This is a genomic window from Stutzerimonas tarimensis, assembly GCF_042648805.1.
Taxonomy (GTDB): Bacteria; Pseudomonadota; Gammaproteobacteria; order Pseudomonadales; family Pseudomonadaceae; genus Azomonas; species Azomonas tarimensis.
In genome coordinates this window covers 215,800-240,826 of record NZ_JBHRXZ010000016.1, presented here as the reverse complement: position 1 = coordinate 240,826, position 25,027 = coordinate 215,800, and the positions used below count along the sequence as shown (strand labels likewise).

Annotated in this window: 15 protein-coding genes; 10 read left to right on the top strand and 5 right to left on the bottom strand. The window is 63.8% G+C overall.

Features of this window, described 5'->3' with window-relative positions; genetic code table 11:
* Nucleotides 1–91: 91 nt before the first annotated feature.
* On the top strand, nucleotides 92–1,270 hold the full coding sequence (locus ACFOMF_RS06405) for an NAD(P)-dependent oxidoreductase (RefSeq protein WP_386362483.1): 1,179 nt from the start codon (nucleotides 92–94) through the stop codon (nucleotides 1,268–1,270).
* A 71-nt stretch (nucleotides 1,271–1,341) separates the two neighbouring features.
* Here the strand turns inward: ACFOMF_RS06405 and ACFOMF_RS06400 are convergent, their stop codons facing one another.
* On the bottom strand, nucleotides 1,342–2,820 hold the full coding sequence (locus ACFOMF_RS06400; protein WP_386362480.1) for a lipid II flippase MurJ: 1,479 nt from the start codon (nucleotides 2,818–2,820) through the stop codon (nucleotides 1,342–1,344).
* A 238-nt stretch (nucleotides 2,821–3,058) separates the two neighbouring features.
* On the opposite strand from ACFOMF_RS06400, the gene ACFOMF_RS06395 reads away from it, so the two are divergent.
* The 9 genes from ACFOMF_RS06395 (at nucleotide 3,059) to glgB (ending at nucleotide 21,994) form a co-directional block, all read left to right on the top strand.
* Nucleotides 3,059–4,225: an MdtA/MuxA family multidrug efflux RND transporter periplasmic adaptor subunit gene (locus tag ACFOMF_RS06395; RefSeq protein WP_386362742.1), complete on the top strand. Its 1,167-nt coding sequence runs from the start codon at nucleotides 3,059–3,061 to the stop codon at nucleotides 4,223–4,225.
* Nucleotides 4,222–7,293, top strand: coding sequence for an MdtB/MuxB family multidrug efflux RND transporter permease subunit (locus ACFOMF_RS06390; RefSeq protein ID WP_386362477.1), 3,072 nt, complete (start codon nucleotides 4,222–4,224; stop codon nucleotides 7,291–7,293). Before ACFOMF_RS06395 ends, ACFOMF_RS06390 begins: the two co-directional genes overlap by 4 nt.
* A 52-nt stretch (nucleotides 7,294–7,345) precedes the next feature.
* Nucleotides 7,346–10,450 carry an efflux RND transporter permease subunit gene (locus tag ACFOMF_RS06385; protein ID WP_386362474.1) on the top strand — a complete coding sequence of 1,035 codons (3,105 nt, stop codon included), beginning with the start codon at nucleotides 7,346–7,348 and terminating at the stop codon, nucleotides 10,448–10,450.
* A complete protein-coding gene (locus ACFOMF_RS06380; protein WP_386362471.1) occupies nucleotides 10,447–11,865 on the top strand; it encodes an efflux transporter outer membrane subunit in 1,419 nt (472 codons plus the stop codon). The genes ACFOMF_RS06385 and ACFOMF_RS06380 overlap by 4 nt, the downstream gene beginning before the upstream one ends.
* Nucleotides 11,866–11,983: 118 nt before the next feature.
* A complete protein-coding gene (locus ACFOMF_RS06375; RefSeq protein ID WP_386362468.1) occupies nucleotides 11,984–12,838 on the top strand; it encodes an SDR family oxidoreductase in 855 nt (284 codons plus the stop codon).
* Nucleotides 12,839–12,885: 47 nt separating this feature from the next.
* Nucleotides 12,886–13,803, top strand: a complete 918-nt coding sequence (ku, locus tag ACFOMF_RS06370) for a non-homologous end joining protein Ku (RefSeq protein ID WP_386362466.1) — start codon at nucleotides 12,886–12,888, stop codon at nucleotides 13,801–13,803.
* A gap of 565 nt (nucleotides 13,804–14,368) precedes the next feature.
* Nucleotides 14,369–16,393: an alpha-1,4-glucan--maltose-1-phosphate maltosyltransferase gene (locus ACFOMF_RS06365; RefSeq protein ID WP_386362463.1), complete on the top strand. Its 2,025-nt coding sequence runs from the start codon at nucleotides 14,369–14,371 to the stop codon at nucleotides 16,391–16,393.
* 65 nt (nucleotides 16,394–16,458) lie between these two features.
* Nucleotides 16,459–19,788, top strand: coding sequence for a maltose alpha-D-glucosyltransferase (gene treS, locus ACFOMF_RS06360; protein WP_386362460.1), 3,330 nt, complete (start codon nucleotides 16,459–16,461; stop codon nucleotides 19,786–19,788).
* On the top strand, nucleotides 19,781–21,994 hold the full coding sequence (gene glgB, locus ACFOMF_RS06355; RefSeq protein ID WP_386362457.1) for a 1,4-alpha-glucan branching protein GlgB: 2,214 nt from the start codon (nucleotides 19,781–19,783) through the stop codon (nucleotides 21,992–21,994). The genes treS and glgB overlap by 8 nt, the downstream gene beginning before the upstream one ends.
* 19 nt (nucleotides 21,995–22,013) lie before the next feature.
* Here the strand turns inward: glgB and ACFOMF_RS06350 are convergent, their stop codons facing one another.
* The 4 genes from ACFOMF_RS06350 to ACFOMF_RS06335 form a co-directional block, all read right to left on the bottom strand.
* Entirely contained in the window at nucleotides 22,014–22,814 is an 801-nt protein-coding gene (locus tag ACFOMF_RS06350; protein WP_386362739.1) for a DMT family transporter, read from the bottom strand.
* A gap of 42 nt (nucleotides 22,815–22,856) precedes the next feature.
* Nucleotides 22,857–23,522, bottom strand: a complete 666-nt coding sequence (locus tag ACFOMF_RS06345) for a response regulator (protein ID WP_386362454.1) — start codon at nucleotides 23,520–23,522, stop codon at nucleotides 22,857–22,859.
* Nucleotides 23,523–23,566: 44 nt separating this feature from the next.
* Entirely contained in the window at nucleotides 23,567–24,127 is a 561-nt protein-coding gene (locus ACFOMF_RS06340) for a PQQ-dependent catabolism-associated CXXCW motif protein (protein ID WP_386362451.1), read from the bottom strand.
* 97 nt (nucleotides 24,128–24,224) lie between these two features.
* A complete protein-coding gene (locus tag ACFOMF_RS06335) occupies nucleotides 24,225–25,025 on the bottom strand; it encodes an ABC transporter permease (RefSeq protein ID WP_386362448.1) in 801 nt (266 codons plus the stop codon).
* Between the last annotated feature and the right edge of the window lie 2 nt (nucleotides 25,026–25,027).

The window sequence follows — 25,027 nt, the reverse complement described above, 5'->3', positions numbered from 1 at the left end:
CCGTGCTGTCGAAAACCAATGACGCCCATTTGCATGGATTCGCTGTATGTCTAACACAAACGTTAAGAGAGTTGGTGTGTCAGGAACTGGCATGATCGCACACGGAATAGTCCGCCTGATCATGCGCCACTACGATGATCTGACTATCTCTCGGGTGCTCACCCGACGACCTCCCGGAAGTATTCCCGATTTCCCGCTGGACAAGGTACTGACCAATTCGCTGGATGAGCTGATCGATAATTCGGACATCCTCATCGAGTGCAGTGGCGATGTCTTTCATGGCACCGAGGTCATAGAGCGCGCCTTCCAGGCAGGGCTTCCGGTGGTCACCGTGAATGCCGAACTTCAGGTCACCACCGGCTCCTATCTCGCGGGCCAGGGGTTCATGACCGAAGCCGAGGGGGATCAGCCAGGATCCTTGGCTGCCTTGCATGAAGATGCGCTGGCGATGGGGTTCCGCCCCCTCGTCTACGGCAACATGAAGGGCTATCTGAACCATAACCCGACGCCTGAAGACATGGCTTACTGGGCCAAGCGACAGGGCATCAGCGTCGATCAGACCACTTCCTTCACCGATGGCACCAAGGTGCAGATCGAGCAGGTGATCGTTGGCAATGGGCTGGGCGCCACCATCACCCGCCAAGGCCTGGAAGGGCTGGCTTCGACCGATCTCAACGAATCCGGCAGCGTGCTGGGCGCCATGGCCGAGCGGCTCGGGCAGCCCATCGTCGACTATGTGGTTCCCAACGGCTATCCGGCGGGCGGAGTCTTTCTGGTCTGTCGCCATGACGAAGACCAGGCGCCGGCCATCCAGTACTTCAAGCTGGGGCCGGGTCCGTACTATGTCCTGACCCGGCCTTTCCATCTGTGTTCGCTGGAAGTGGGCAAGACTGTCAGGCGTGTATTGTCGAGCAACAAGATCCTGCTCAACAATTCCACGGCCCCCACATTGGGTGTCGGCGCCATCGCCAAGCACGCCATGAAACCTGGCCAGTTCATCGAGCGCGGCATCGGCGGCTTCCAGTTCCGCGGCGAGGCCCTGAAACTCTCGAACAATCCGGACCATGTGCCGATCGGGCTGCTGGCTGGGACGACGCTCAAGCGGGCTGTGGAACCGGGTCAGTTGATCACCTTCGACGACCTCGACATGCAGCCGAGCAGGGCGCTGGATATCGTCCTGGCGCAGCGTGAGCTGCTGGCCAAGCCGGCAGCGCTCAGCGTTTCCACCTGGGCACCCGGATTGCGGGGGATGGTGGCGCTGGGAGGCTGACCCAGGCCTCGGCCACAAAAAACCGCTGCCGTGACTGGCAGCGGTTTTTTTTACGATCAGAATTTTGCCGATCAGGCCCGCTTCATCGACCAGTAGCTGCGCTTGAACAGGTCGCGTTCGCCCAATGCCGTCACGCCCAGGGCGAAGGCAACCAGTACCGCGAGGACATACAGGACAAGCTCGATCAGCCCTTGGGGTTTGGGCAGGTAGTGCAGGGCCGCGACGATCGCCGCGCCGGTGGCCGCCCAGCGCAGCAGCAGCGACAGACCGAGGCCGGCGGGTGTCATGCGATAGACGCCTATCCCCATCAGCGAGGCCTGCAGCATCGCACCGGCCGAGAAGGCCAACGCCAGGCCCTGTGCGCCCAGCGTGCGGTACAGCAGGGCGTCCAGGGCGATGGTCAGCCCCGAGCTGAACAGCGTGATGAGGAGAAACACCCGTGCCCGGTTCTGCGCCAACAGGGCGCGCCCCCAGAGCAAGGCCAGGCCCATGGCCGGAAGGCTGATGGCATAGGCCACTACCAGCGTCGCGGTGGCGGCGCTCTCCTCGGCGCCGAAGCGGCCGCGCTCGAGCAACACCGAGACCACCGTTTCGGGAAACGAACAGAGCACCACCGCAGCGGGGACGAGGAAAAGGAGCGTGGCCAGCAGGCCCTTGCGGATGGCTTCGCCATGAGCGCCATGCTCGCCCTTGCTCCAGCTTTCAGCGAATTGCGGGAAAAGCACCGAGAGTACCGACATGGCATAGAGCGTCAGCGGGATGGTGACGATGCGAAAGGCGAACGACAGCATGGTGATGTTGCCGTCTTCGAGAAACGACGCAAACATCCGCTCCGCCAGGATGCAGCTCTGCTGCGCGCCAGCGGCCAGCAGCACGGGAGCGAAGGCCAGCCCGAACTCGCCGCCTCGGCCTTTGCCCACAGGTTCCTGGGCACCCTGCATTCGCCAGTTCACATAGCCGATGCGCTGGTGCTGGAGAAGAATCAGGGCGATCTGGGGGATCAGCATGCCGATGAAAATCACCATCCCGCTGGGCTCGAACAGCAGGATCCCGATGATCGCGCCGGCGTTGAGGAGCAGGGTGCGGGTCATCGGCAGGATGAAGATCCGGTCCATGTTCAACAGCGCGCCCTGGCAGTACAACACGCCCTGCACGGCAATCAGCAATATGCCGACGCAGAACACCAGTTGCCCGGTTTCGACCTGCTCCGGCGTCCAGCCTGGGGCCAGGGCAGTCATCAGCCAGAAACTGACAAGAATGCCAAGTCCTGTGACCGCCAGGCTCGCCAGGGTGGCACGCCAGTACAGCCAGCGGGCCACGGCGCGGAAGGTCGTTTCGGATGTGGTGCGCAGCTTTTGCAGATACGGAATCATGGCGTCGCGCAGGGCCAGACCGAGAAACTGCTCGAAGAACAGCGGCAGGACCAATGCGACAAAGATGAGGTCGGCTTCCCAGCTCAATCCGAACGCCTTCGCAATAAAGACATCCCTCAGGAAACCGAGAAGAAAGCTCCCGACGGTCAAGGCGAGGAGGACGAGCGATGTATTCATTCCTTGAGTTCCCGAAAGCGGCAATGGCAGGCAGGCCAACTTCCCTTGCCTGTAGACCACGAGTAGACATGATGACCTAGGCCCGGTTCCGGGGTGGGGCGACGGACGCAAAGGTAAAAATGCCGTAAAAGCGCTTTGCCGCAAGGGCGAGAGTGCTTATGGTTCCCGCTTCCTTTGAAACGAACTCATTCTTATGCCCGATTCGACCGCCCCCGCTAGCCGTACCGGCCTCGTCTGGATGATGGTTTGCATATGTATCGTCGTGGTGATGGCGGTTGCCTGGTGGCTCTGGCCGAGCGCAGACCAGCCGTCGCAGCAAGGCGGAAGGCCGGGTTTCGGCGGCTCCGGAGCCGCCGTGCCGGTACGTGTGGCCGATGTAGATCAGCGGCCGTTCGAGGTCTTCCACAAGGCGTTGGGCACGGTGACCCCGTTGAACACCGTCAACGTCCGCAGCCGCGTGGCCGGTGAACTGATGGAAGTGCATTTCACCGAGGGCCAGCGAGTCGAGGCGGGCCAACTGCTGGCGGTGATCGATCCTCGGCCCTATCAGGTCGCCTTGAACCAGGCCCAGGGCATGCTTCAGCAGAATCAGGCCCTGTTGCGTAACGCGCAGGTGGACCTGGATCGCTACAAGGGCCTGTTCGCCGAGGACAGCATCGCCCGCCAGACACTGGATACCCAACAGGCACAGGTCGAGCAGTATCGCGGCACCCTGGCCAGCGACCAGGCGGCAGTGGAAGAAGCCCGGCTCAATCTCGAATACACCCGTATCCATTCGCCCATCGAGGGCCGCCTGGGCCTGCGTCAGCTCGATGTGGGCAATCTGCTGACGGCAAACGCCGAGACCCCTCTGGTGGTGATCACCCAGACCCAGCCGATCGCCGTGTCCTTCACCTTGCCCGAGGGTCACCTGACGCCGGTGGTGTCCCGCTTCCGGCAGGGCGAGGCGCTGGTGGTGCAGGCCTGGGACCGCGGCGAGCGGGAATTGCTTGCCGAAGGCGTGCTGCAAAGCCTGGACAACCAGATCGATGCAGCCACCGGCACGCTGCGACTGAAAGCGCAGTTCGACAACAACGACGAACTGCTGCTGCCCAATCAGTTCGTCAACGTCCGGCTGCGGGTGCAGACCCTGGACGACGCTGTCGTGGTGCCCTCGGCTTCGATCCAGTACGGAGCGCGCGGTGCCTTTGTCTATGTGGTCGACGAACAGAGCCTCGCCCGGATTCGCTCGGTCGAACTCGGCCCTGCCGACGGCGCCCTGACCGTAGTGCTGGGTGGCCTGGCGGGCGGCGACCGAGTGGTAATGGAGGGCACTGACCGACTGCGCGACGGCTCCGCCGTGGACGTGGTGGGGCGTGCCGGCGAAGCGCTGGAAGAACCTGCCGTCGAGCGTCTGGGCCGATGAACCTCTCGCGCCCCTTCATCCTCCGGCCGGTGGCGACCACCCTGAGTATGGTCGCCATCCTGCTCGCAGGGCTGCTCGCCTACCGGCTGTTGCCGGTTTCCGCCTTGCCCCAGGTGGATTACCCCACCATCCGGGTGATGACGCTATACCCTGGCGCGAGCCCCGACGTCATGACCAGCGCCGTGACTGCCCCTCTGGAGCGGCAATTCGGCCAGATGCCGGGGCTGCGGCAGATGTCGTCGACCAGTTCCGGCGGCGCCTCCGTCATTACCCTGCGGTTTGCCCTGGAAATTCCTCTGGACGTGGCCGAGCAAGAGGTACAAGCGGCGATCAATGCTGCCAGCAATCTGCTGCCCGACGATCTGCCGACCCCACCGGTGTACAACAAGGTCAACCCCGCCGACACGCCGGTCATGACCCTGGCGATCAGTTCGGAGAGCATGTCGCTGACCGACCTGCATGATCTGGTCGACACTCGCATGGCACAGAAGCTGGCCCAGATTCGCGGCGTCGGCATGGTCAGCCTGTCGGGCGGTCAGCGCCCGGCGGTACGCATTCGCGTCAACCCCCAGGCGCTGGCAGCCTATGGTCTGTCGCTGGCGGATGTGCGCAACCTGATCAATGCGGCCAACGTCAATCAGCCCAAGGGAAACTTCGACGGGCCCACCCGGGTGTCGATGCTCGACGCCAACGACCAGTTGCGCTCGCCGGAAGAGTACGGCGAACTCATCCTGAGCTACGAAGGCGGGGCGGCGCTGCGCCTGAAGGATGTCGCCGAGATCTATCGCGGGGCCGAGGACGAGCGCCTTGCCGCCTGGGCAAACGAGAATCGTGCGGTGCTGCTGAACATCCAGCGCCAGCCCGGCGCCAATGTCATCGAGGTGGTCGAGCGAATCCAGGCGCTGCTGCCCGAAGTCGCCGCCAGCATGCCGTCGGGTCTGGACATTCAGATCCTCACCGATCGCACCCAGACCATCCGCGCCGCGATCCGCGGCGTGCAGACCGAGATGCTGCTGGCCATCAGCCTGGTGACGCTGGTCACCTTCCTGTTCCTCAAGCGCGCCTCCGCCACCCTTATTCCATCGATCACGGTCCCGCTGTCGCTCGTCGGCACCTTCGCGATCATGTACCTGGCCGGGTTCTCGCTGAACAACCTGACCCTGATGGCGTTGACCATTGCCACCGGCTTCGTGGTGGACGATGCCATCGTCATGCTGGAGAACATCTCGCGTCACCTCGAGGCGGGCGAAACGCCCCTGCAGGCTGCGCTGAAGGGGGCGAAGCAGATCAGTTTCACCCTGGTCTCGCTGACGCTCTCGTTGATCGCCGTACTCATCCCGCTGCTGTTCATGCAGGACGTGGTGGGGCGCCTGTTCCGCGAATTCGCCGTGACCCTGTCGGTGGCCATCCTGCTTTCGCTGGTCATTTCGCTGACGCTGACCCCCATGATGTGCGCGCGTCTGCTCAAGGCCGAGCCTCACGAGCGCAAGCCGGACTGGGTGTCGCGGCTGATCGACGGTTACGCCGGCTGGCTGACCTGGGTGCTAGGCCGACAGACCCTGACCCTGCTGGTGGCGTTGGCTACCCTGGGCCTGACGGTGGTGCTCTATCTGGCAGTTCCCAAGGGCTTCTTCCCGGTGCAGGACACCGGGGCCATCCAGGGCATCAGCGAGGCGCCGCAGTCGATTTCCTTCCAGGCCATGAGCGAGCGCCAGCAGGCGGCGGCGCGAATCGTCCTGGCGGACCCAGCGGTAGAGAGCCTGTCGTCCTACATCGGTGTGGACGGTGATAACGTCACCCTCAACAGCGGCCGGATGTTGATCAACCTCAAGCCGCGCAGCGAGCGTGATGCCAGTGCCAGCGAGGTGATCCATCGCCTGCGGCCCGAGCTGGCACGCCTGCCCGGCATCGACCTCTACCTCCAGCCGGTACAGGACCTGACCATCGAGGATCGGGTCAGCCGCACGCAATACCAGTTCAGCCTGCAGAGCCCGGACGGCGAATTGCTGGAGGCCTGGACCCCGCGCCTGGTCGATGCCCTGCGAGCGCGCCCGGAGCTGACCGACGTGGCCAGCGACTTGCAGAATCGCGGGCTGCAGCTACATCTGGAAATCGACCGCGACGCGGCATCGCGGCTGGGTATCCGGGTCGCCGACATCGCCGATGCGTTGTACGACGCCTTCGGCCAGCGGCAGATCTCGACCATCTTCACCCAGGCCAGCCAGTACCGCGTGGTGCTCTCCGCCGAGGCTGCGCAGAGCGGCCCGCAGGCGCTGGAGCGGATCTTCGTGCGCAGCGAGGGAGGAGCGCCGGTGCGCCTGTCCAGCCTGGTGAGCGCCGAGCAGCGCGCAGCGCCGCTGCTGATCAACCATATCGGCCAGTTTCCGGCCGTCACCCTGTCGTTCAACCTCGCCGAAGGGGTCTCGCTGGGCGAGGCCGTGGCGGTGATCGAGGCGGTCGAAGGCGAGATCGGCCTGCCCCTGGCGATCCAGACCTACTTCCAGGGCGCCGCCGAAGCCTTCCGTGCGTCGCTGTCGAGCACGCTGTGGCTGATCCTGGCCGCGGTGGTGACCATGTATATCGTCCTGGGCGTGCTCTACGAAAGCTACATTCATCCGATCACCATCCTTTCGACCCTGCCGTCGGCGGCGGTGGGTGCCCTGCTGGGACTGCTCCTGACCGGAACCGAACTCGGCCTGATCGCCATCATCGGCATTATCCTGCTCATCGGCATCGTCAAGAAGAACGCGATCATGATGATCGACTTCGCCCTGGAGGCCGAGCGGCAGGATGGGCTGTCGCCGCGCGATGCCATCTATCGCGCGGCGCTGCTGCGTTTCCGGCCGATTCTGATGACCACCCTGGCGGCATTGTTCGGGGCGATTCCGCTGATGCTGTCCACGGGCACGGGCGCCGAGTTGCGCCAGCCGCTGGGCCTGGTGCTCGTCGGCGGGCTGATCGCCAGCCAGTTGCTGACGCTGTTCACCACGCCGGTGATCTACCTGTTCTTCGACCGCCTGGGCCGGCGTTTCCGGCGGCGCGACGATACTCCGGGAGCGGTAGCATGAAGTGCAGGCTGCCGGTCGCGCCTGTTCTTGCCGGTCGTGCGGGCCGGCCCGCATGAACCTGTCGGCGCCCTTCATCGCCCGGCCTGTCGCCACAACGCTGTTGAGTCTGGCGATCCTCTTGCTGGGCGCCCTCGGCTACGGCTTCCTGCCAGTGGCACCCTTGCCGAAAATGGATTTCCCGGTGATCACCGTGCAGGCCAACCTGCCCGGGGCGAGCCCGGAAGTCATGGCGTCCACGGTGGCCACTCCGCTCGAGCGTGCCCTCGGGGCCATCGCCGGAGTCGACCAGATGAACAGCCGCAGCAGTCAGGGCAACACGCGGATCACCATCCAGTTCGCCCTGGACCGCGACATCAATGCCGCCGCGCGCGACGTCCAGGCGGCGATCAACGCCTCGCGCAATCTCTTGCCCAGCGGTATGCGCAGCATGCCCACCTACCGCAAGGTCAATCCGTCCCAGGCACCGATCATGGTGATGTCACTGACCTCGGAGGTCCTCGACCAGGGCCAGCTCTACGACATCGGCTCGACCATCCTGGCGCAGCGGCTCTCCCAGGTCACCGGGGTCGGCGAGGTGCAGGTCGGCGGCAGCTCGCTGCCGGCGGTGCGCATCGAGCTGCAGCCACAGCAGCTCGAGCAGTATCAGGTGTCGCTGGACGAGGTGCGCCAGACCATCGCCGAGGGCAACCTGCGACGTCCCAAGGGAACCCTGGAGGATGCCTCGCAGAGCTGGCAGGTGCGGGCCAATGACCAACTGCACCGCGCCGCCGACTATATGCCACTGATCATCCGCCACCAGGACGGCGCCACGCTGCGCCTGCACGACGTGGCGCGGGTCTACGACGCTGTGGAGGATCGCTACAACAACGGCTTCTTCAATGACCAGGATGCGGTGCTGCTGATCATCAACCGCCAGGCTGACGCCAACATCATCGAGACCATTGCGGGTATCCGCGCCGAACTGCCAGCACTGGAAGCCATTCTTCCGTCCAGTGTCAGTCTGGCCATTGCCCAGGACCGCTCGGCGATGATCACCGCGACCCTGCACGAAGCCCAGCGGACCCTGGCGATCGCCGTCGGCCTGGTGATGCTGCTGGTGCTGCTGTTTCTCGGCCGGTTGCGCAGTGCGTTGATCCCGGCGATGGCGGTACCGGTCTCGCTGGTGGGCACTTTCGCGGTGATGTACCTGTCCGGCTTTTCCCTGAACATTCTCTCTCTGATGGCATTGATCGTAGCCACCGGTCTGGTGGTGGACGACGCCATCGTGGTCATGGAAAACATCACCCGGCACATCGACCGAGGCGTCCCACCCTTGCAGGCGGCCTACCTGGGTAGCCGCGAGGTGGGTTTCACCCTGTTGTCCATGAACCTCTCGCTGGTGGCGGTGTTCGTGTCCATCCTGTTCATGGGGGGGCTGGTGGAACGGATGTTCCGCGAGTTCTCGATCACCCTCGCGGCGGCCATCCTCATCTCGCTGCTGGTGTCGCTGACGCTGACGCCCATGCTCTGCGCCCGCTGGCTGCAAGCGCACCAGGCCGACCGCCAGAGTCGCCTGCAGGGCTGGAGTCATGCCACGCATCAATGGCTGCTGCGCCACTACGACCGCAGCCTTGGCTGGGTGCTGCGCCATCGCTTCCTCACCCTGCTGACCCTGCTGGCGACCATTGCGCTGAACGTGGTGCTCTACATCGAGGTGCCCAAGACTCTTCTGCCAGGGCAGGACACCGGCCAGCTGTCGGGCTTCATTCGCGGCGATGACGGTATGTCGTTCCAGGTGATGCAGCCCAAGATCGAGGCGTTTCGCCAGGCCGTGCTGGCCGATCCGGCGGTCGAGAGCATGGCCGGCTTCGTCGGTGGGCAGAGCGGGGTGAACAACGCCTTCGTCATCGTCCGCCTGAAACCCCTGGCCGAGCGCGGCCTGTCGGCCCAGGAGGTGGTGGAGCGTATCCGCCGCAACCAGCCGCCGGTGCCCGGTGCCCGCTTCTTCCTGCGGCCTGACCAGGACGTATATTTCAGTGGCGGGCGCGAGAGCAGCTCCAACTACAGCTACACGCTGTTGTCCGGGGATCTCGACGAGCTGCGCACCTGGCTGCCGCGCGTCACCCGTGCACTACAGGCACTGCCGGAGCTGACCAGTATCGACGCCAGCGAAGGCGAGGGCGCCCAGCAGATCACCCTGCAGGTGGACCGCGCTGCGGCGCAGCGGCTAGGCGTGGACATGCGCACGGTGTCGACCCTGCTGAACAACGCCTTCAGCCAGCGGCAGGTGTCGACCATCTATGAAAGCCTGAACCAGTACAAGGTGGTGATGGAGATCGACCCGCAGTATGCCCAGTATCCCTCGGTGCTGGAGCAGGTGCATGTGGTGGCGGCCGGTGGCCACCGCGTTCCGCTCTCGGCTTTCGCCCATTACGAGCGCAGCCTGCAGGAGGACCGGGTGCATCATGACGGTCAGTTCGCCGCGGAGAACATCGACTTCGACCTGGCCCCCGGGGTCAGCCTCGACGAGGCTACGCTGGCCATCGAACGAGCAGTGGCCGCGATCGGCCTGCCCAGCGAAGTGCAGGGCCGCATGGGTGGCGCGGGCAGCGCCTTCCAGCAGGCGCAGCAGGGCCAGCCGTTGATGATTCTGGGGGCGCTGGTGCTGGTCTACATCGTGCTAGGGATCCTCTATGAGAGCTACATCCATCCCCTGACCATCCTTTCCACACTGCCCTCGGCCGGCGTCGGCGCCTTGCTCGCCATCTTCGCCACCGGTGGCCAGTTCAGCCTGATCTCATTGCTGGGTCTGTTCCTGTTGATTGGTGTGGTGAAAAAGAACGCCATTCTGATGGTCGATCTCGCCCTGCAACTGGAACGGCAGGACGGCCTCACCACCGAGGAATCGATTCGCCAGGCCTGCCTGCTGCGCCTGCGGCCGATCCTGATGACCACCCTGGCGGCCATGTTTGGCGCCCTGCCTCTGCTGCTCAGTGGTGCCGAGGGCGCCGAGCTTCGCCAGCCGCTCGGCCTCGCGGTGATCGGTGGCTTGCTGCTGAGCCAGATCCTCACGCTGTACACCACGCCGGTGGTGTACCTGTATCTCGACCGACTGCGGCACCGCTTCAATCACTGGCGTGGCGTGCGCAGTGATGCCGCCCTGGATCAACCGCTATGACCTTTCCTGTTCTGCTGCAGCCACTGGCCGTGCTTCTCGCCGCCACGACCCTTACCGCCTGCACCCTGGGACCCGACTATCGACGGCCCGAGGTGCCCATGGTGGCCGAATTCGCCCATGCCGAAGGTTGGAAACCGGCTTCGCCGGGCGACACCCTGATCCGTGGCACCTGGTGGACCCTGTACGGCGACCCCGAACTGGATACGCTGGTGGCGCGGCTGAATCTGGACAACCAGAGCCTGGCCGCCGCCGAAGCGCAGTACCGACAGGCGCGCGCCTTGGTACGCGGCAGCCGTGCGCAGCTGTTCCCCTTCGTCAGCGGCAACGCTGGCTACAGCCGCTCGGGGCAGTCCCAGGGCGCCGGCACCACGGCGGAGGGCGGCGCGGTCAGTGAACGTTTCGAGCTGGGTGTGAACGCCTCCTGGGAAGCTGACCTGTGGGGGCGGCTGCGTCGCGGGCTGGAGGCAGACCGGGCCTCGGCGGGTGCCAGCGCCGCGGACCTGGCAGCGGTCCGCCTGAGCCTGCAGGCCGAACTGGTCCAGACCTACCTGCAACTGCGCGTGCTGGATGTTCACCAGGAATTGCTCGAGCAGACGCTGGAGGCCTACCGTCGGACGCTGCGCCTGACCCAGAACCAGTACGACGCCGGCATCGCCCGCCGCTCCGACGTGACCCAGGCCCGTGCGCAGCTCAAGACCACCGAAGCCCAGGCCATCGACCTGCGCTGGCAGCGTGCCCAGCACGAGCACGCCATCGCCGTTCTGGTGGGCGTACCGCCGGCAGGCTTTGCCATCGAGCGACGCGAGGAGCTGCCAGGGATGCCGCTGATCCCCGCCGGGCTACCCTCGGAATTACTCGAAAGGCGCCCCGACGTGGCCGCTGCCGAGCGCCGGGTGATGGTCGCCAACGCCGGCATTGGCGTTGCCCAGGCGGCGTGGTTTCCCGATCTGGTGCTCAGCGCCGGCGGGGGCTATGCCGACAGCAGCCTCGCCAACCTGATCAGCGTGCCCAATCGCTTCTGGTCGCTCGGGCCGCAACTGGGGCTCAGCCTGCTGGACTTCGGCACCCGGCGTGCCGAGGTCGAACTGGCCGAAGCTCGCTACGACGAAGTGGTCGCCCATTACCGGCAGACCGTTCTCGACAGCCTGCGCGAGGTGGAAAACTATCTGGTGCAGATCCGCGTGCTGCAGGAAGAGGCGGCCGTCCAGGAGGAAGCGCTGCAGGCCGCCCAGGAGTCGCTGCGGTTGATGGAAAACCAGTACCGCGCGGGTATCGTCGACTTTCTCAGCGTGGCGACCCTGCAGACCAACGCACTCGATAGCGAGCGTACCAACCTCATGCTGCTGGGCAACCGCCTGACTGCCAGCGTTCTGCTGATCGCCGCGTTGGGTGGAGGCTGGGACGCGCTCGACTGAGGCGCGCAGGGCTGCGTCTCGGCGCCGGGCCCTGCGGCCCCGGCCATCGCCGCGCAGAAACTTTTCCCACTCCGCAGCCGTCCTCCAGAAACTACCCCGCGCAGATTTTGGAGGCAGCATGTGCAGTGACAACACCCTTCCGCCCCAGGAACAGCCAGTACCGGGCAAGGAAGGCCTGATGGATCCACCACCCCGCTACGAAGGCGAACACTACAAGGCGGCCGGCAAGCTGGAGGGCAAGGTGGCCATCGTCACCGGTGCCGACAGCGGTATCGGCCGCTCGGTGGCGGTGCTCTTCGCCCGCGAGGGCGCCGATGTGGCGGTGCTCTACAAGGATCAGTATCAGGACGCCGAGGAAACTCAGCGGGTGGTCGAGAAGTACGGCCGCCGTTGCATGACCTACGCCGGCGACGTGGACAACGCGGACTTCTGCGAGAAGGTGGTCCGGGACGTGATCGACACCTGGGGTCACATCGACGTTCTGGTCAACAACGCTGGCGAGCAGCATGTGCAGCAGGGACTCGAAGACATCAGCGAGGCGCAGTGGGAGCGGACCTTTCGCACCAACATTTTTGGCATGTTCCAACTGACCAAACTGGTCCTGCCGCACCTGCAAAAGGGTGCGTCGATCATCAATACCACCTCGATCACCGCCTACAAGGGCAACCCGATGCTGCTGGACTATTCCTCGACCAAGGGTGCCATCGTCGCCTTCACCCGTTCGCTGGCGATGAACCTGGCCGAGCGGGGCATCCGGGTCAACGGCGTGGCCCCCGGGCCAATCTGGACCCCCTTGATCGCCTCGACCTTCCCGGCGGACAAGGTCGCCAGCTTTGGTGCCAACACACCGATGAAGCGACCGGGACAGCCTGAAGAAGTGGCGCCTGCCTATGTGTTCCTGGCCAGCAATGACGCCTCGTACATCAGTGGCCAGGTGATCCACGTCAATGGCGGTACCGTCGTCAACGGTTGATCACCCTCGCCGGGCCGAATGGCCCGGCGCTCACGGAGGGATTGAGCATGCCCCGTACCATCTGGAAAGGCGCCGTGAGTTTCGGCCTGGTGCATATCCCCGTGGCCCTGGTGCCGGCAACTTCGCGCCAGGGTGTGGATTTCGACTGGCTCGACAAGCGCAGCATGGACCGTGTGGGTTACAAGCGCATCAACAAGACCACCGGCGAGGAAATCGAGAGCGAAAACGTGGTGAAAGGAGTCCAGTACGAGAAAGGTCAGTACGTGGTTCTCAGTGACGACGAGATCCGTTCGGCCTATCCCGAGGCGACCCAGACCGTCGACATCATTTCCTTTATCGACGCCAGCCAGGTGTCCTTCCTCTATATCGACACGCCCTATTACCTGACACCGGAGCGACGCGGCGAAAAGGTCTATGCGCTGCTGCGGGAAACCCTCGAGCAGACCGGCAAGGTCGGAATTGCCCAAGTGGTGTTGCGCAACAAGCAGCACCTCGCAGTGGTGATGCCGATGGGCAAGGCGCTTGTGCTCAATACCCTGCGCTGGGCCGACGAGGTTCGTGGCATCGAGTATCTGGAGCTCAAGGAGGAAGCCATCGAGCCCAAGCTCAACCCCCGCGAGCTCGACATGGCCAAGCGGCTGGTGGAAGACATGAGCGAGGACTGGGATCCCAGACAGTATCGCGACGATTTCCAGGACGCGATCATGACGCTGGTGGAGCAGAAGGCGCATCAGGGCGAACTGGCCGAGGTTGGCAGTGGGGAACCACCGGCCGAAGCACGCGGCGCGGATGTGATCGATCTGACCGAACTGCTCAGGCGGAGCCTGGAAGGCAAGTCCGGCAAGAGCCCGGCAGCCAAGGACGCCGAGAAGCAAGAGGAGGTGGAAGAACAGGGCGCCAAGCCACGCAGCCGTCGTAAAAGCCCTGCGGACGGTCCTGGAAAGCCGCGGAAGAAGGCAGGCTGAGCCTGCCTCTTCATAGCGTGAGGGTTCAGTTTGCGCGCATTTCCTCGTCGGCAACGTCCTGGTCCGCGTGGGGAACACCAGGCTTGGTGTCCTCCCGTTCACCGGGACATGGCACTTGCGGAACGTCCCCGGGCTGGTCGTGGACGACGGGGTCTGGATGCGGCATGTCGGGTCGAGCATGGGTAGTCATGGCTATCTCCTGCCGGCGGTCTTCATCGCCAGTGCAGGACGATTGAGGCGTATCCGTATGGCTTAGTTCCGGCCGTTCCGAGCCGGGTGACAGATGGCCGGAAGATCCGTGGGGCTGGCCGAACAGGGCCCGGCAATGGATGTTGCGGCCCGTTGCCGAGGCCTATCCAGTGTGTTTCGGAAGGGCTTGGCAGATCCAGGCGAGGGTTCTGCCCGTCAGTGCGTTGATGCGTGCGCGGCCGCGCCCTCCGTATTCGGAACTTTTATCCGCCGGTCGGCTCGGAAAGCACATAACCCATAAGCCTTTTCATCTGCCAGCAGCGCCTGAGGCCCGGGAATCAGCCGAAGGTGCTGTGTCGTGCCAAGGAGCCCTCCGATGACCGACAGTGCCAACCCGCGCGATTCCATCCACCCCTCGCTTGAACAAGCCCTGCAGATGCCCCGCATTGCCATCGAGTCCACCGAGCCGGTGGTCAACGAAGGGCGCTTTGCCGCCAAGGCGATCATTGGCCGCCCGGTCGCGGTGTGCACCCGCATCTTCACCGACGGTCACGACAAGCTGGCCGCCGCCGTATGCTGGCGGCAGAAGGGGGAGCAGACCTGGCGCCGTACCTCGCTCAAGGCCACCGGCAATGACTGGTGGGAAGGCGAATTCACCCCGACCCAGGTGGCTCTCCACGAGTTTCGTATCGAGGCCTGGTGGGATCTGTATGAAACCTATCGCTACGAGCTGGGCAAGAAGCATGCTGCCGGGGTGCCCGTCGAGCTGGAGGTGGAAGAGGGGCGGCTGCATGTCGAGCGCGCGGTACAGCGCAGCGAGGGCGAGCTCCGCGGTACGCTGGAGGACATACTTGGGCGTCTCAACCATAGCCATCTGAGCGAAGAGCGTGTCTCGGTGCTGCTGGCCAGCGAGACCGCCAATGCCATGCGGGCAGCCGATCCGCGTGATCATTGCAGCGAGTCGGCGGCATTTCCACTGGACGTCGAGCGTACCCGCGCCGAGTTCGCCAGCTGGTACGAACTGTTTCCACGTTCGGAGACCGACAGCCCCGAGCGCCACGGCACCTTCCGCGACGTCATCAAGCGCCTGCCGATGATCCGCGACATGGGCTTCGACGTGCTCTATTTCCCGCCCATTCATCCGATCGGTCGCACGCATCGCAAAGGGCGCAACAACAGCCTCGAAGCCGGCCCCAACGATCCCGGTAGTCCCTATGCCATCGGCAGCGAGGATGGCGGTCATGACGCCATTCACCCGGAGCTGGGCGACTTCGACGATTTCCGCGCGTTGGTACAGGCCGCTGCCGATAAGGGTCTCGAGATTGCCCTCGATTTCGCCATTCAGTGCTCGCAGGACCATCCCTGGTTGAAAGAGCATCCGGGCTGGTTCTCCTGGCGTCCGGACGGGACGATCAAATACGCCGAGAACCCGCCGAAGAAGTACCAGGACATCGTCAACGTCGACTTCTATGCCGACGATGCGATGCCCGACCTGTGGAACGCCCTGCGTGACGTGGTCTGGCTATGGGTGGAGCAGGGGGTGAAGATCTTCCGCGTCGATAACCCCCACACCAAGCCGCTACCGTTCTGGGAGTGGCTGATCGCCGATATCCGCGCTCGCGATCCGGACGTGATGTTTCTCTCCGAGGCCTTCACCCGGCCTGCGGTGATGGCTGGTCTGGGCAAGGTGGGCTTCAACCAGAGCTATACCTATTTCACCTGGCGCAACACCAAACAGGAAATGGGCGAATACCTCACCGAACTCAACGAGACGCCCTGGCGCGACTGCTACCGGCCGAACTTCTTCGTCAACACGCCGGATATCAACCCCTTCTTCCTGCACACCTCGGGTCGCCCGGGCTTTCTCATCCGTGCGGCGCTGGCGACCATGGGCTCGGGACTCTGGGGCATGTACTCGGGCTTCGAGCTGTGCGAGGCGGCTCCGGTGCCGGGCAAGGAGGAGTACCTCAACTCCGAAAAGTACGAGATCCGCCCTCGCGACTATCGGGCGCCTGGCAACATTATCTGGGAAATCGCCCAGCTCAATCGCATTCGCCGCCAGAACCCCGCACTGCATACGCACCTGGGTTTCCAGCTCTACCACGTGGCCAATGACAACATCCTGTATTTCGGCAAGCGTACCGCCGACCGCTCCAATTTCATTCTGGTTGCGGTGTGCATGGACCCGCACAACGCCCAGGAAGGTTCTTTCGAACTGCCCCTGTGGGAATTCGGACTGCCTGACGACGCACAGACCTATGGCGAAGATCTGATGAATGGCCACCGCTGGACCTGGTACGGCAAGTCCCAGTGGATGCGCATCGAGCCCTGGCATCTGCCATTCGGAATCTGGCGCCTGACACCGCCGTCCGCCGAGCCTGACATGCAGGTCGGTCAGTAGTCGGGACAACGGCTTCCCCTCACCCGGTACGGGCGAGGGGAAGAGGCACCAGCAAGGAATCTGAAATGGCAAAAGCACCCCGCAAGCCCGCTGCGTTCATCAAGGACCCGCTCTGGTACAAGGACGCGGTGATCTACCAGGTACACCTGAAGTCCTTCTTTGATTCGAACAACGATGGGGTTGGCGACTTCGCCGGCCTGATCGACAAGCTCGATTACATCGCCGGTCTGGGCGTCAACACCATCTGGCTGTTGCCCTTCTATCCTTCGCCACGACGCGACGACGGCTACGACATCGCCGAATACCGTGGCGTGCATCCCGATTACGGCAACCTGGCCGACGCCAAGCGATTCATCGCCGAGGCGCACAAGCGTGGCTTGCGCGTCATCACCGAGCTGGTCATCAACCACACCTCGGATCAGCACCCCTGGTTCCAGCGTGCGCGCAAGGCCAAGAAGGGCTCGGCGGCGCGCAACTTCTACGTCTGGTCCGATACCGACGACAAATACCAGGGCACCCGGATCATCTTTCTCGATACCGAGAAATCGAACTGGACCTGGGACCCGGTGGCCGAGCAGTTCTTCTGGCACCGCTTCTATTCGCACCAGCCGGACCTGAATTTCGACAACCCCCAGGTGCTCAAGGCCGTTCTCGGCATCATGCGCTACTGGCTGGACCTAGGCATAGACGGGCTGCGGCTCGATGCCATTCCCTACCTGGTCGAGCGCGACGGCACCAACAACGAGAACCTCAAGGAAACCCATCAGGTCCTCAAGGCGATCCGCGCGGAAATCGACGCCAACTATCCGGACCGCATGTTGCTGGCCGAAGCCAACCAGTGGCCGGAGGACACCCAGCTGTATTTCGGTGGAGAGAATGGCGGGCCGGGCGACGAATGCCATATGGCTTTCCACTTCCCTCTGATGCCCCGCATGTACATGGCGTTGGCGCAGGAGGACCGTTTCCCGGTTACCGATATCCTGCGCCAGACCCCGGAAATTCCAGGCAACTGCCAGTGGGCGATCTTCCTGCGCAACCATGATGAGCTGACGCTGGAGATGGTGACCGACAGGGAGCGCGACTATCTCTGGAATTACTACGCATCCGACAAGCGCGCACGGATCAACCTGGGTATCCGCCGCCGCCTGGCACCGCTACTGGAGCGTGATCGGCGGCGCATCGAGCTGCTCAACAGCCTGCTGCTGTCGATGCCCGGTACGCCGGTGATTTATTACGGTGACGAGATCGGCATGGGCGACAACATCTATCTCGGCGACCGTGACGGGGTGCGCACGCCGATGCAGTGGTCGGTGGATCGCAACGGCGGCTTCTCCCGCGCCGATCCGGCGAGTCTGGTGTTGCCGCCGATCATGGACCCGCTGTATGGCTACCAGACCATCAACGTCGAAGCCCAGCAGCGCGATCCCTATTCACTGCTCAACTGGACCCGTCGGCTGCTCAGCGTGCGTCGCCAGTTCCAGGCGTTCGGGCGCGGTACCCTGAAGATGCTGGCCCCGGCCAACCGGCGCATCCTGGCTTATCTGCGCGAATACACCGCCGAGGATGGCAGCGCGCAGGTCATCCTCTGCGTGGCCAACGTGTCTCGTTCTTCACAGGCTGCCGAACTCGAGCTGTCCCAGTACGCCGGCATGGTGCCGGTGGAAATGCTGGGCGGCAGCGCCTTCCCGCCCATTGGCCAGCTCAACTACCTGCTCACCCTACCGCCTTATGGCTTCTACTGGTTTCAGTTGGCGAGCAAGGACCAGATGCCCAGTTGGCACCAGGAACCGGTGGACACCATGCCCGATTTCCAGACGCTCGTGTTTCAGCGCATGGACAGCCTCAACACCAATTGCCGGCGTGTTCTCGAAACCGATTCGATGCCGGCCTGGCTGCCGAAACGGCGCTGGTTCGCCAGCAAGGATTCGCCCATCGACGCCCTCAAGTTGTGCTACAGCCTGCCATTCGGCGACAAGGCCCATCCGGCCTTCCTCTGCGAGATTGCAGTGCAGGCCGGCGGACGCAGTGACACCTACCAGGTCCCCATGGGCTACCTCGCCGAGGCCGATTTCGGCACGGCACTGCCGCAGCAGATGGCCATGGCCAGGGTGCGCAAAGGACCTGAAGTCGGTCTGCTGACCGACGCCTTCACCCTGGACGCCTTTGTCCTGGGGGTACTCAAGGCGCTGCGCGAGAATCTGGTCATCGACAACAAGGGTGAGCGCATCTGCTTCGAGGGCATGCCACAACTGGCCGATATCTCCCTGCCGGAGCAGCCAGGCGTGCGCTATCCGGGGGTCGAGCAGTCCAATACTTCGGTGATCGTACAGGACAGCGTGATCATCAAGCTGTTGCGACGGGTTACTGCCGGGGTTCACCCCGAACTGGAGATGGGGGCCTTCCTCACGCGCCATGGCTTCGCCAACATCTCGGCGATGCTCGGCCAGGTCAGCCGCGTCGACAGCTCGGGCGTGCCCCATGCGCTGATGGTCGCCCAGCGTTATCTGGATAACCAGGGCGACGCCTGGGAGTGGACGCTGAACAATCTCGACCGAGCGGTGCGCGACGAGATCGCCGGCGGCGAATCCGAGATGGAAAACCAGTTCAGCGCTCTCGACGAACTCGAGACCTTCAACCGCCTGCTGGGCCAGCGGCTCGGTGAGCTACATTTGGCGCTGGCAGCGGATACCGACGACCCTGCCTTCGCCCGCGAACTGACCGAGCCGGCGCAGAGCCAGATCTGGGCCGACAGCATCCGCGACGAACTGGCCCACGCTCTCGACCTGCTGGTCCAGAAACGAGATGGCCTCGAACGTCGCGACGCCGCCCTCGTCGACCAGCTCCAGGCACAGCGCGAGACGCTGCTGGCAGCGGTCGACCGGCTTGCCCATGGCTGCCAGGGCGGGCTGAGGACACGGGTCCATGGCGACCTGCACCTGGGCCAGATACTGGTGGTCCAGGGTGATGCCTGCTTCATCGACTTCGAAGGTGAGCCGGCGCGCTCGCTGGAAGAGCGGCGCGCAAAGCTCAGTCCTTACAAGGACGTTGCAGGCGTACTGCGCTCTTTCGATTATGCTGCAGCCATGACACAGCGTGGCGCTCAGAGCAGCGATACCTCCAAGGAAGCGGATCAGGCCCGCAAACGCATCGCCACCGATTATCGCCAGCGCGCGGTAGCGGTGTTTCTCGACGCCTATCGCAATGCTTCCGCGTCGCTACCGCATGCCTGGACCCAGGCGCGTGGCACAGAGGCCGCACTTCTCCTGTTTACGCTGGAGAAGACCGCATATGAAGTGGCCTACGAAGCCGAAAACCGCCCGGCCTGGCTGCCGGTTCCGCTCGCCGGACTGGCTTCGTTGGCACAACAGTTGACTGACGGAGACTTCCATGACTGATCGACCGGCCGTGACCCTGTCCGGGACCTCCCTGCTGCCGCGGGATTCCGAAGTAGATAAGCTGGTACGGGGCGTCCACGGCGACCCCTTCTCCATCCTGGGTCCCCATGCCGATGGCGACGGCGTGGTCATCCGGGCCTATCTGCCCAACGCGCTGGGCGTCGAGGTGCTGGCACGTGACAGCGACGAAGTGCTGTCATCGATGGACCAGGGTCAGGTGCCCGGCCTGTTCTTCGCCCGCCTCGACCGACCACAGCCCTACCGCCTGAGCATTCGTTGGGCGGGTGGAGCCCAGGTTACCGAGGACCCCTACAGCTTCGGCCCGCTACTGGGCGAGATGGACATCTACCTCTTTTCCGAAGGCAACCACCGCTACATGGGCAAGGTCTACGGGGCACAGGTGACCGAGGTGGACGGGGTACCTGGCGTCCGCTTCGCCGTCTGGGCACCCAATGCACGGCGCATCTCGGTGGTGGGCAACTTCAACAGCTGGGACGGCCGTCGGCATCCCATGCGGCATCGCCTGCCGGCCGGGGTGTGGGAGCTGTTCATTCCGCGACTGGAACCGGGCGAGCCCTACAAGTACGAGATTCTCGGACAGTACGGCATGCTGCCACTGCGCGCCGATCCGGTCGCGCTGGCCACCGAAATGCCGCCAGGCACGGCATCGGTGGTCGCCGCGCCGCTGGAGCACCAGTGGAGCGATCAGGCATGGATGGACACCCGCGCCGCCCGCCAGTCGGTTGAAGCGCCTATCTCCATCTATGAACTGCATGCCGGCTCGTGGCGCCGTGACGGAGGGGACGAGGGGCGTCTGTACAACTGGCACGAACTGGCCGAGCGGCTGATCCCCTATGTCCAGGAAATGGGTTTCACCCATATCGAGCTGATGCCCATCATGGAGCACCCCTTTGGCGGATCCTGGGGCTACCAGCCGCTGTCGCAGTTCGCACCTACCGCGCGTTACGGCAGTCCACAAGACTTCGCCGCCTTTATCGACGCCTGCCACCAGGCCGGCATCGGTGTGATCCTGGACTGGGTACCGGCGCATTTCCCCACTGACGTACACGGGCTGGGCGACTTCGACGGCACCGCGCTGTACGAGTACGCGCACCCCTTCGAGGGCTTCCACCAGGATTGGGACACCTTCATCTACAACCTCGGGCGCACCGAAGTGCACGGCTTCATGCTGGCGTCGGCGGTGCACTGGCTCCGCGAATTCCATGTGGACGCACTGCGCGTCGATGCCGTGGCTTCGATGCTCTACCGCGACTATTCGCGCAAGGACGGCGAATGGATCCCCAACCGCTACGGCGGTCGCGAAAACCTCGAAGCCATCGACTTCCTGCAGCATCTGAACGAGGTGGTGGCCCTCGAGGCGCCAGGAGCATTGGTGATCGCCGAAGAATCCACGGCTTTTCCAGGGGTATCCAAACCAGTGGAGCAGGGTGGCCTGGGCTTTTCCTTCAAATGGAACATGGGCTGGATGCATGACACTCTCAAGTACATCCAGGAGAACCCGATCCACCGCACCTATCATCACGACAAGATGACGTTCGGGATGATCTATGCCTATTCCGAGCACTTCGTGCTACCCATCTCCCACGACGAAGTGGTACATGGCAAGGGTTCGCTGATCGACAAGATGCCCGGTGATCGCTGGCAGAAGTTCGCCAACCTGCGGGCCTACCTGAGCTTCATGTGGACCCACCCAGGCAAGAAGCTCCTGTTCATGGGCTGCGAGTTCGGCCAGTGGCGCGAATGGAACCATGACCGCGAGCTGGACTGGTTCCTGCTGGACGAACCGGACCACTGCGGCGCACAAAAGCTGCTTGCCGACCTGAACAGCGTCTATCGCCAGCAGCCAGCGCTGCATGAACTCGATAGCGATCCAAAGGGCTTTCAATGGCTGATCGGCGATGATCGCGGTAACAGCGTTTTCGCCTGGCTGCGCCGCGACAGCTCCGGTTATCCGCTACTGGTGGTGGCCAACTTCACGCCGGTCATCCGGGAAGGCTATGGGGTGGGCGTCCCGAGGGCCGGTGGCTGGCTGGAGATTTTCAACAGCGACGCCGAATGCTACGGAGGCTCCAACGTCGGCAATGGTGGCTGGCTCGAAGCCGTCGAGGAAGAGAATCACGGCCAGCCCGCGACGCTGTCGCTGACGCTCCCACCGCTCAGCGTGGTCATCCTCCGGCCGCAATGACCGGAGCCGGGCCGCAGGCTTATTGCCTGGCGGCCCGGGGTCGCAGCATCAGGGCGATCCCACCCAGCACGATCAGCGAAACGACCATCAGGCGCAGGGTCAGCGGTTCGGCCAGCAGCAGCGCGCCGCCCAGCGCTGCGATCACCGGAACGCTCAGTTGTACGCTGGCTGCCTGAAAGGCGCCCAGCCCGCGTATCGCCGTGTACCACATCGCGTAACCGATTCCCGAAGTCAATCCTCCTGCCAGTACTGCGTAGAGGATCCCTGCTGCGCTCCATTCCAACTGAGCGTGGAAGGCCAGCGCCAGGACCAGGGCGAATGGCAGGGAATAGATGAAGTTGCCCGCCGTGACTGCCAGGGGGCTGGATCCGCCCCGTCCAAGCAACGAATAGAAACCCCAGGCGATGCCAGAACCGATCATCAGCAGGGCCCCGAGCATCGGCGGTGCCGTCGAGCCCGGCAGCAGCAGCACGACCAGCCCCCCCATCGCCGCCAGCAGCCCGAGCGTCTGCATGCTGCCCAGGCGCTCACCCTGTCGCCAGCCGGCCAGTGCCATGGTCAGCTGCACGGCCCCGAACAGCAGCAAGGCCCCGGCTCCGGCGTCGAGACTGAGGTAAGCGTAGGAAAAGGCCGCCGCGTAGGCGAACAGGGTGAGTCCCGATCGCCAGTTGCCCCGGACAGTCTCGCTCTGGACGCGCAGCAGCAGCCAGAGGGTAAGTGCGCCGGCTGCCAGCCTGACGCCGGTGAAGCTGGCGGCGTCGATGCCACTGTCCCTCAGTGCGGCACGGGTCAGCAGCGAGTTACCGGCGAAGGCCAGCATGGTCAAAGCCGTGAGCAGCAGGGTCCGCGGTACGATCAAGGGTCAGCGCCGCAGATAGGCACTGAAGTCGATGTCACCGGCAGACAGGATCGCCTGTACCCGGTTGTGTACGTTGAGTTTGCGAAGGATGGCTGACACGTGGGCTTTTACCGTGGTTTCCGCGATGTCCAGATTGTAGGCGATCTGCTTGTTCGATTCGCCCTTGGTCATGCGCTCGAGCACCAGTAACTGCTTGCGCGTCAGTGCCTGCAGCAGTTCGGGTGGAATGGTCGGATGTTCCGGTGATGTGCGGCGGGTTGCCTGCTTCTGGGTGCGGATGATGTCCGAAGGCAGGTAGACATTGCCGTTGAGGATCTGCTGGATGGCATCGGTCATCTGGCCGCGTGGCGACGACTTGGTGATGAAGCCTACCGCGCCGTAGGTGATGGCTTGCAGCACGATCTGCTTGTCCTGCTCGGCGGAGACGATGACCACCGGGATAGTGGGTGCTTCGTTACGCAGGTTGATCAGGCCGTTCAGACCGTGCATGCCGGGCATGTTCAGATCCAGCAGGATCAGGTCGAGGTCGTCATGCTCCTCGGTCAGCGCGAGGGTGCTGTCGAGGTCGGCCGTCTCGAGGATGGTGGCGCCGAGAAAGCCCGAACTCACCACGTTATGAATGGCCTCCCGGAATAAGGGGTGATCGTCCGCTATGAGAATCTTGTACACGGCCATTTCCTCTTTTCTTGTCGTTATCGTTCCGGTCCGCGGCTTCATGGCAAGGCAGCGGGTTCGGCGGGCTGCAGGGGCAGCCCGGCCTGTTCCCACGCGTCGATTCCGTCGCGGTACCAGTAAAGCTGGGTGTAGCCGAGCTGCTGGGCGCGCTTGACCGCATTCCAGCCGAGCCAGCAGTCCGAGCGGCAGTAGAACACCAGGGGCCAGTCCTTCTGGTGACCTGTCGCCTGTTCGAGATGAAAACTGAAATATCCTGACCATTGTCCGACCAATTGGCCGTCACCGGTATTGGCAAGCCACAGGCTGCCGGGAAGGTTACGGTGATCCTCGTCGGGAATGAAGCGGTCATGCAGCCACTGGCGGCGGTAGACATCCACCAGCACGGTTTGCGGCAGCCGTTCGAGCAGTTGCCTGAGTCCTTCGGTGTCCAGTGTTTCGGCGCCCACTGCATGGGCGGGGGTAGGGCTGCGGTAGTGGGCCTGGCGGTAACCCTCCGCATTGAACAGCGAGGCTTCGCCGGCCGCCCGGACAACTCCAGTGCCAGTGGCGACCAGGAGCGCGGCCAGGGCAGGTAACAACAGGTGCGAAGGTCTGTCCATCGATGGTCGTCCAGAGCATGCCCCAGTATTACAGGCAAGTATCACTGCCTTGGGAATCCTACGATGGATGAGGAAACCAGTACCTAAGTCGTAGATTTCAACCTGCGCCGGCCGTGCGCCGAAGTGCGGCGTGCTGGGGGTTGAAGGTCATCAGGGCCAGCGTTGCGAAAACCAGCGTCAGGGTCGCGCACACGGCCAGGGCAAAACCGTTGAGCTGGATATAGAGACTGAAACGCACCAGTTCGACGGCATGGGTGAAGGGATTGATCGCACACAGCCAGTACAGCCATTCACTGGCCTCGCGCATCTTCCACAATGGATAGAGCGCCGAGGACAGGAAAAACAGCGGGAAAATCACGAAGTTCATCACCCCGGCAAAATTCTCCAGTTGTCTGATGCCATTGGACAGCAGCAACCCCAGAGCGCTGAGCAGCAGCGCCACGAGCAGCAGCGCCGGCAATGCGCTGAGCAGGCCCCAGGCGGGCGGCTGGATCCCGTACAGCCAGGCGATGACGAGAAAGGCATAGACCTGCAGCAGCGAAATCAGCGATGTCGCCAGGAGCTTGGCGGCGAGCAGGAATGCCCGCGGCAGCGGGCTGGTCAGCAGCACGCGCATGCTGCCCATCTCGCGGTCGTAGACCATCGAGAGCGAGCCCTGCATGCCATTGAACAGCAGGATCATGCAGGCCAGGCCCGGCACGATATAGGTCTCGTAGGTAATGTAGGTGTCATAGGGGGCGATGATGGCGATGCCAAGGGCCGCCCGGAAACCGGCGGCGAACACCAGCAGCCACAACAGGGGACGCACCAGTGCGCTGAGAAAGCGCGAGCGTTGCTGAACGAAACGCAGCCACTCGCGCCCGACGACGCCGCGCAAGCATTCCAGATAGGGCGTCATTG

What these genes read in the sequence shown, in the direction of transcription:
- ACFOMF_RS06365 (WP_386362463.1), top strand. Translation starts at nt 14,369, where the DNA reads ATGACCGACAGTGCCAACCCGCGCGATTCCATCCACCCCTCGCTTGAA.
- ACFOMF_RS06405 (WP_386362483.1), top strand. Translation starts at nt 92, where the DNA reads ATGATCGCACACGGAATAGTCCGCCTGATCATGCGCCACTACGATGAT.
- ACFOMF_RS06340 (WP_386362451.1), bottom strand. Translation starts at nt 24,127, where the DNA reads ATGGACAGACCTTCGCACCTGTTGTTACCTGCCCTGGCCGCGCTCCTG.
- ACFOMF_RS06395 (WP_386362742.1), top strand. Translation starts at nt 3,059, where the DNA reads ATGATGGTTTGCATATGTATCGTCGTGGTGATGGCGGTTGCCTGGTGG.
- ACFOMF_RS06385 (WP_386362474.1), top strand. Translation starts at nt 7,346, where the DNA reads ATGAACCTGTCGGCGCCCTTCATCGCCCGGCCTGTCGCCACAACGCTG.
- ACFOMF_RS06335 (WP_386362448.1), bottom strand. Translation starts at nt 25,025, where the DNA reads ATGACGCCCTATCTGGAATGCTTGCGCGGCGTCGTCGGGCGCGAGTGG.
- ACFOMF_RS06375 (WP_386362468.1), top strand. Translation starts at nt 11,984, where the DNA reads ATGTGCAGTGACAACACCCTTCCGCCCCAGGAACAGCCAGTACCGGGC.
- ku (WP_386362466.1), top strand. Translation starts at nt 12,886, where the DNA reads ATGCCCCGTACCATCTGGAAAGGCGCCGTGAGTTTCGGCCTGGTGCAT.
- ACFOMF_RS06400 (WP_386362480.1), bottom strand. Translation starts at nt 2,820, where the DNA reads ATGAATACATCGCTCGTCCTCCTCGCCTTGACCGTCGGGAGCTTTCTT.
- glgB (WP_386362457.1), top strand. Translation starts at nt 19,781, where the DNA reads ATGACTGATCGACCGGCCGTGACCCTGTCCGGGACCTCCCTGCTGCCG.
- ACFOMF_RS06390 (WP_386362477.1), top strand. Translation starts at nt 4,222, where the DNA reads ATGAACCTCTCGCGCCCCTTCATCCTCCGGCCGGTGGCGACCACCCTG.
- treS (WP_386362460.1), top strand. Translation starts at nt 16,459, where the DNA reads ATGGCAAAAGCACCCCGCAAGCCCGCTGCGTTCATCAAGGACCCGCTC.
- ACFOMF_RS06380 (WP_386362471.1), top strand. Translation starts at nt 10,447, where the DNA reads ATGACCTTTCCTGTTCTGCTGCAGCCACTGGCCGTGCTTCTCGCCGCC.
- ACFOMF_RS06350 (WP_386362739.1), bottom strand. Translation starts at nt 22,814, where the DNA reads ATGCTGGCCTTCGCCGGTAACTCGCTGCTGACCCGTGCCGCACTGAGG.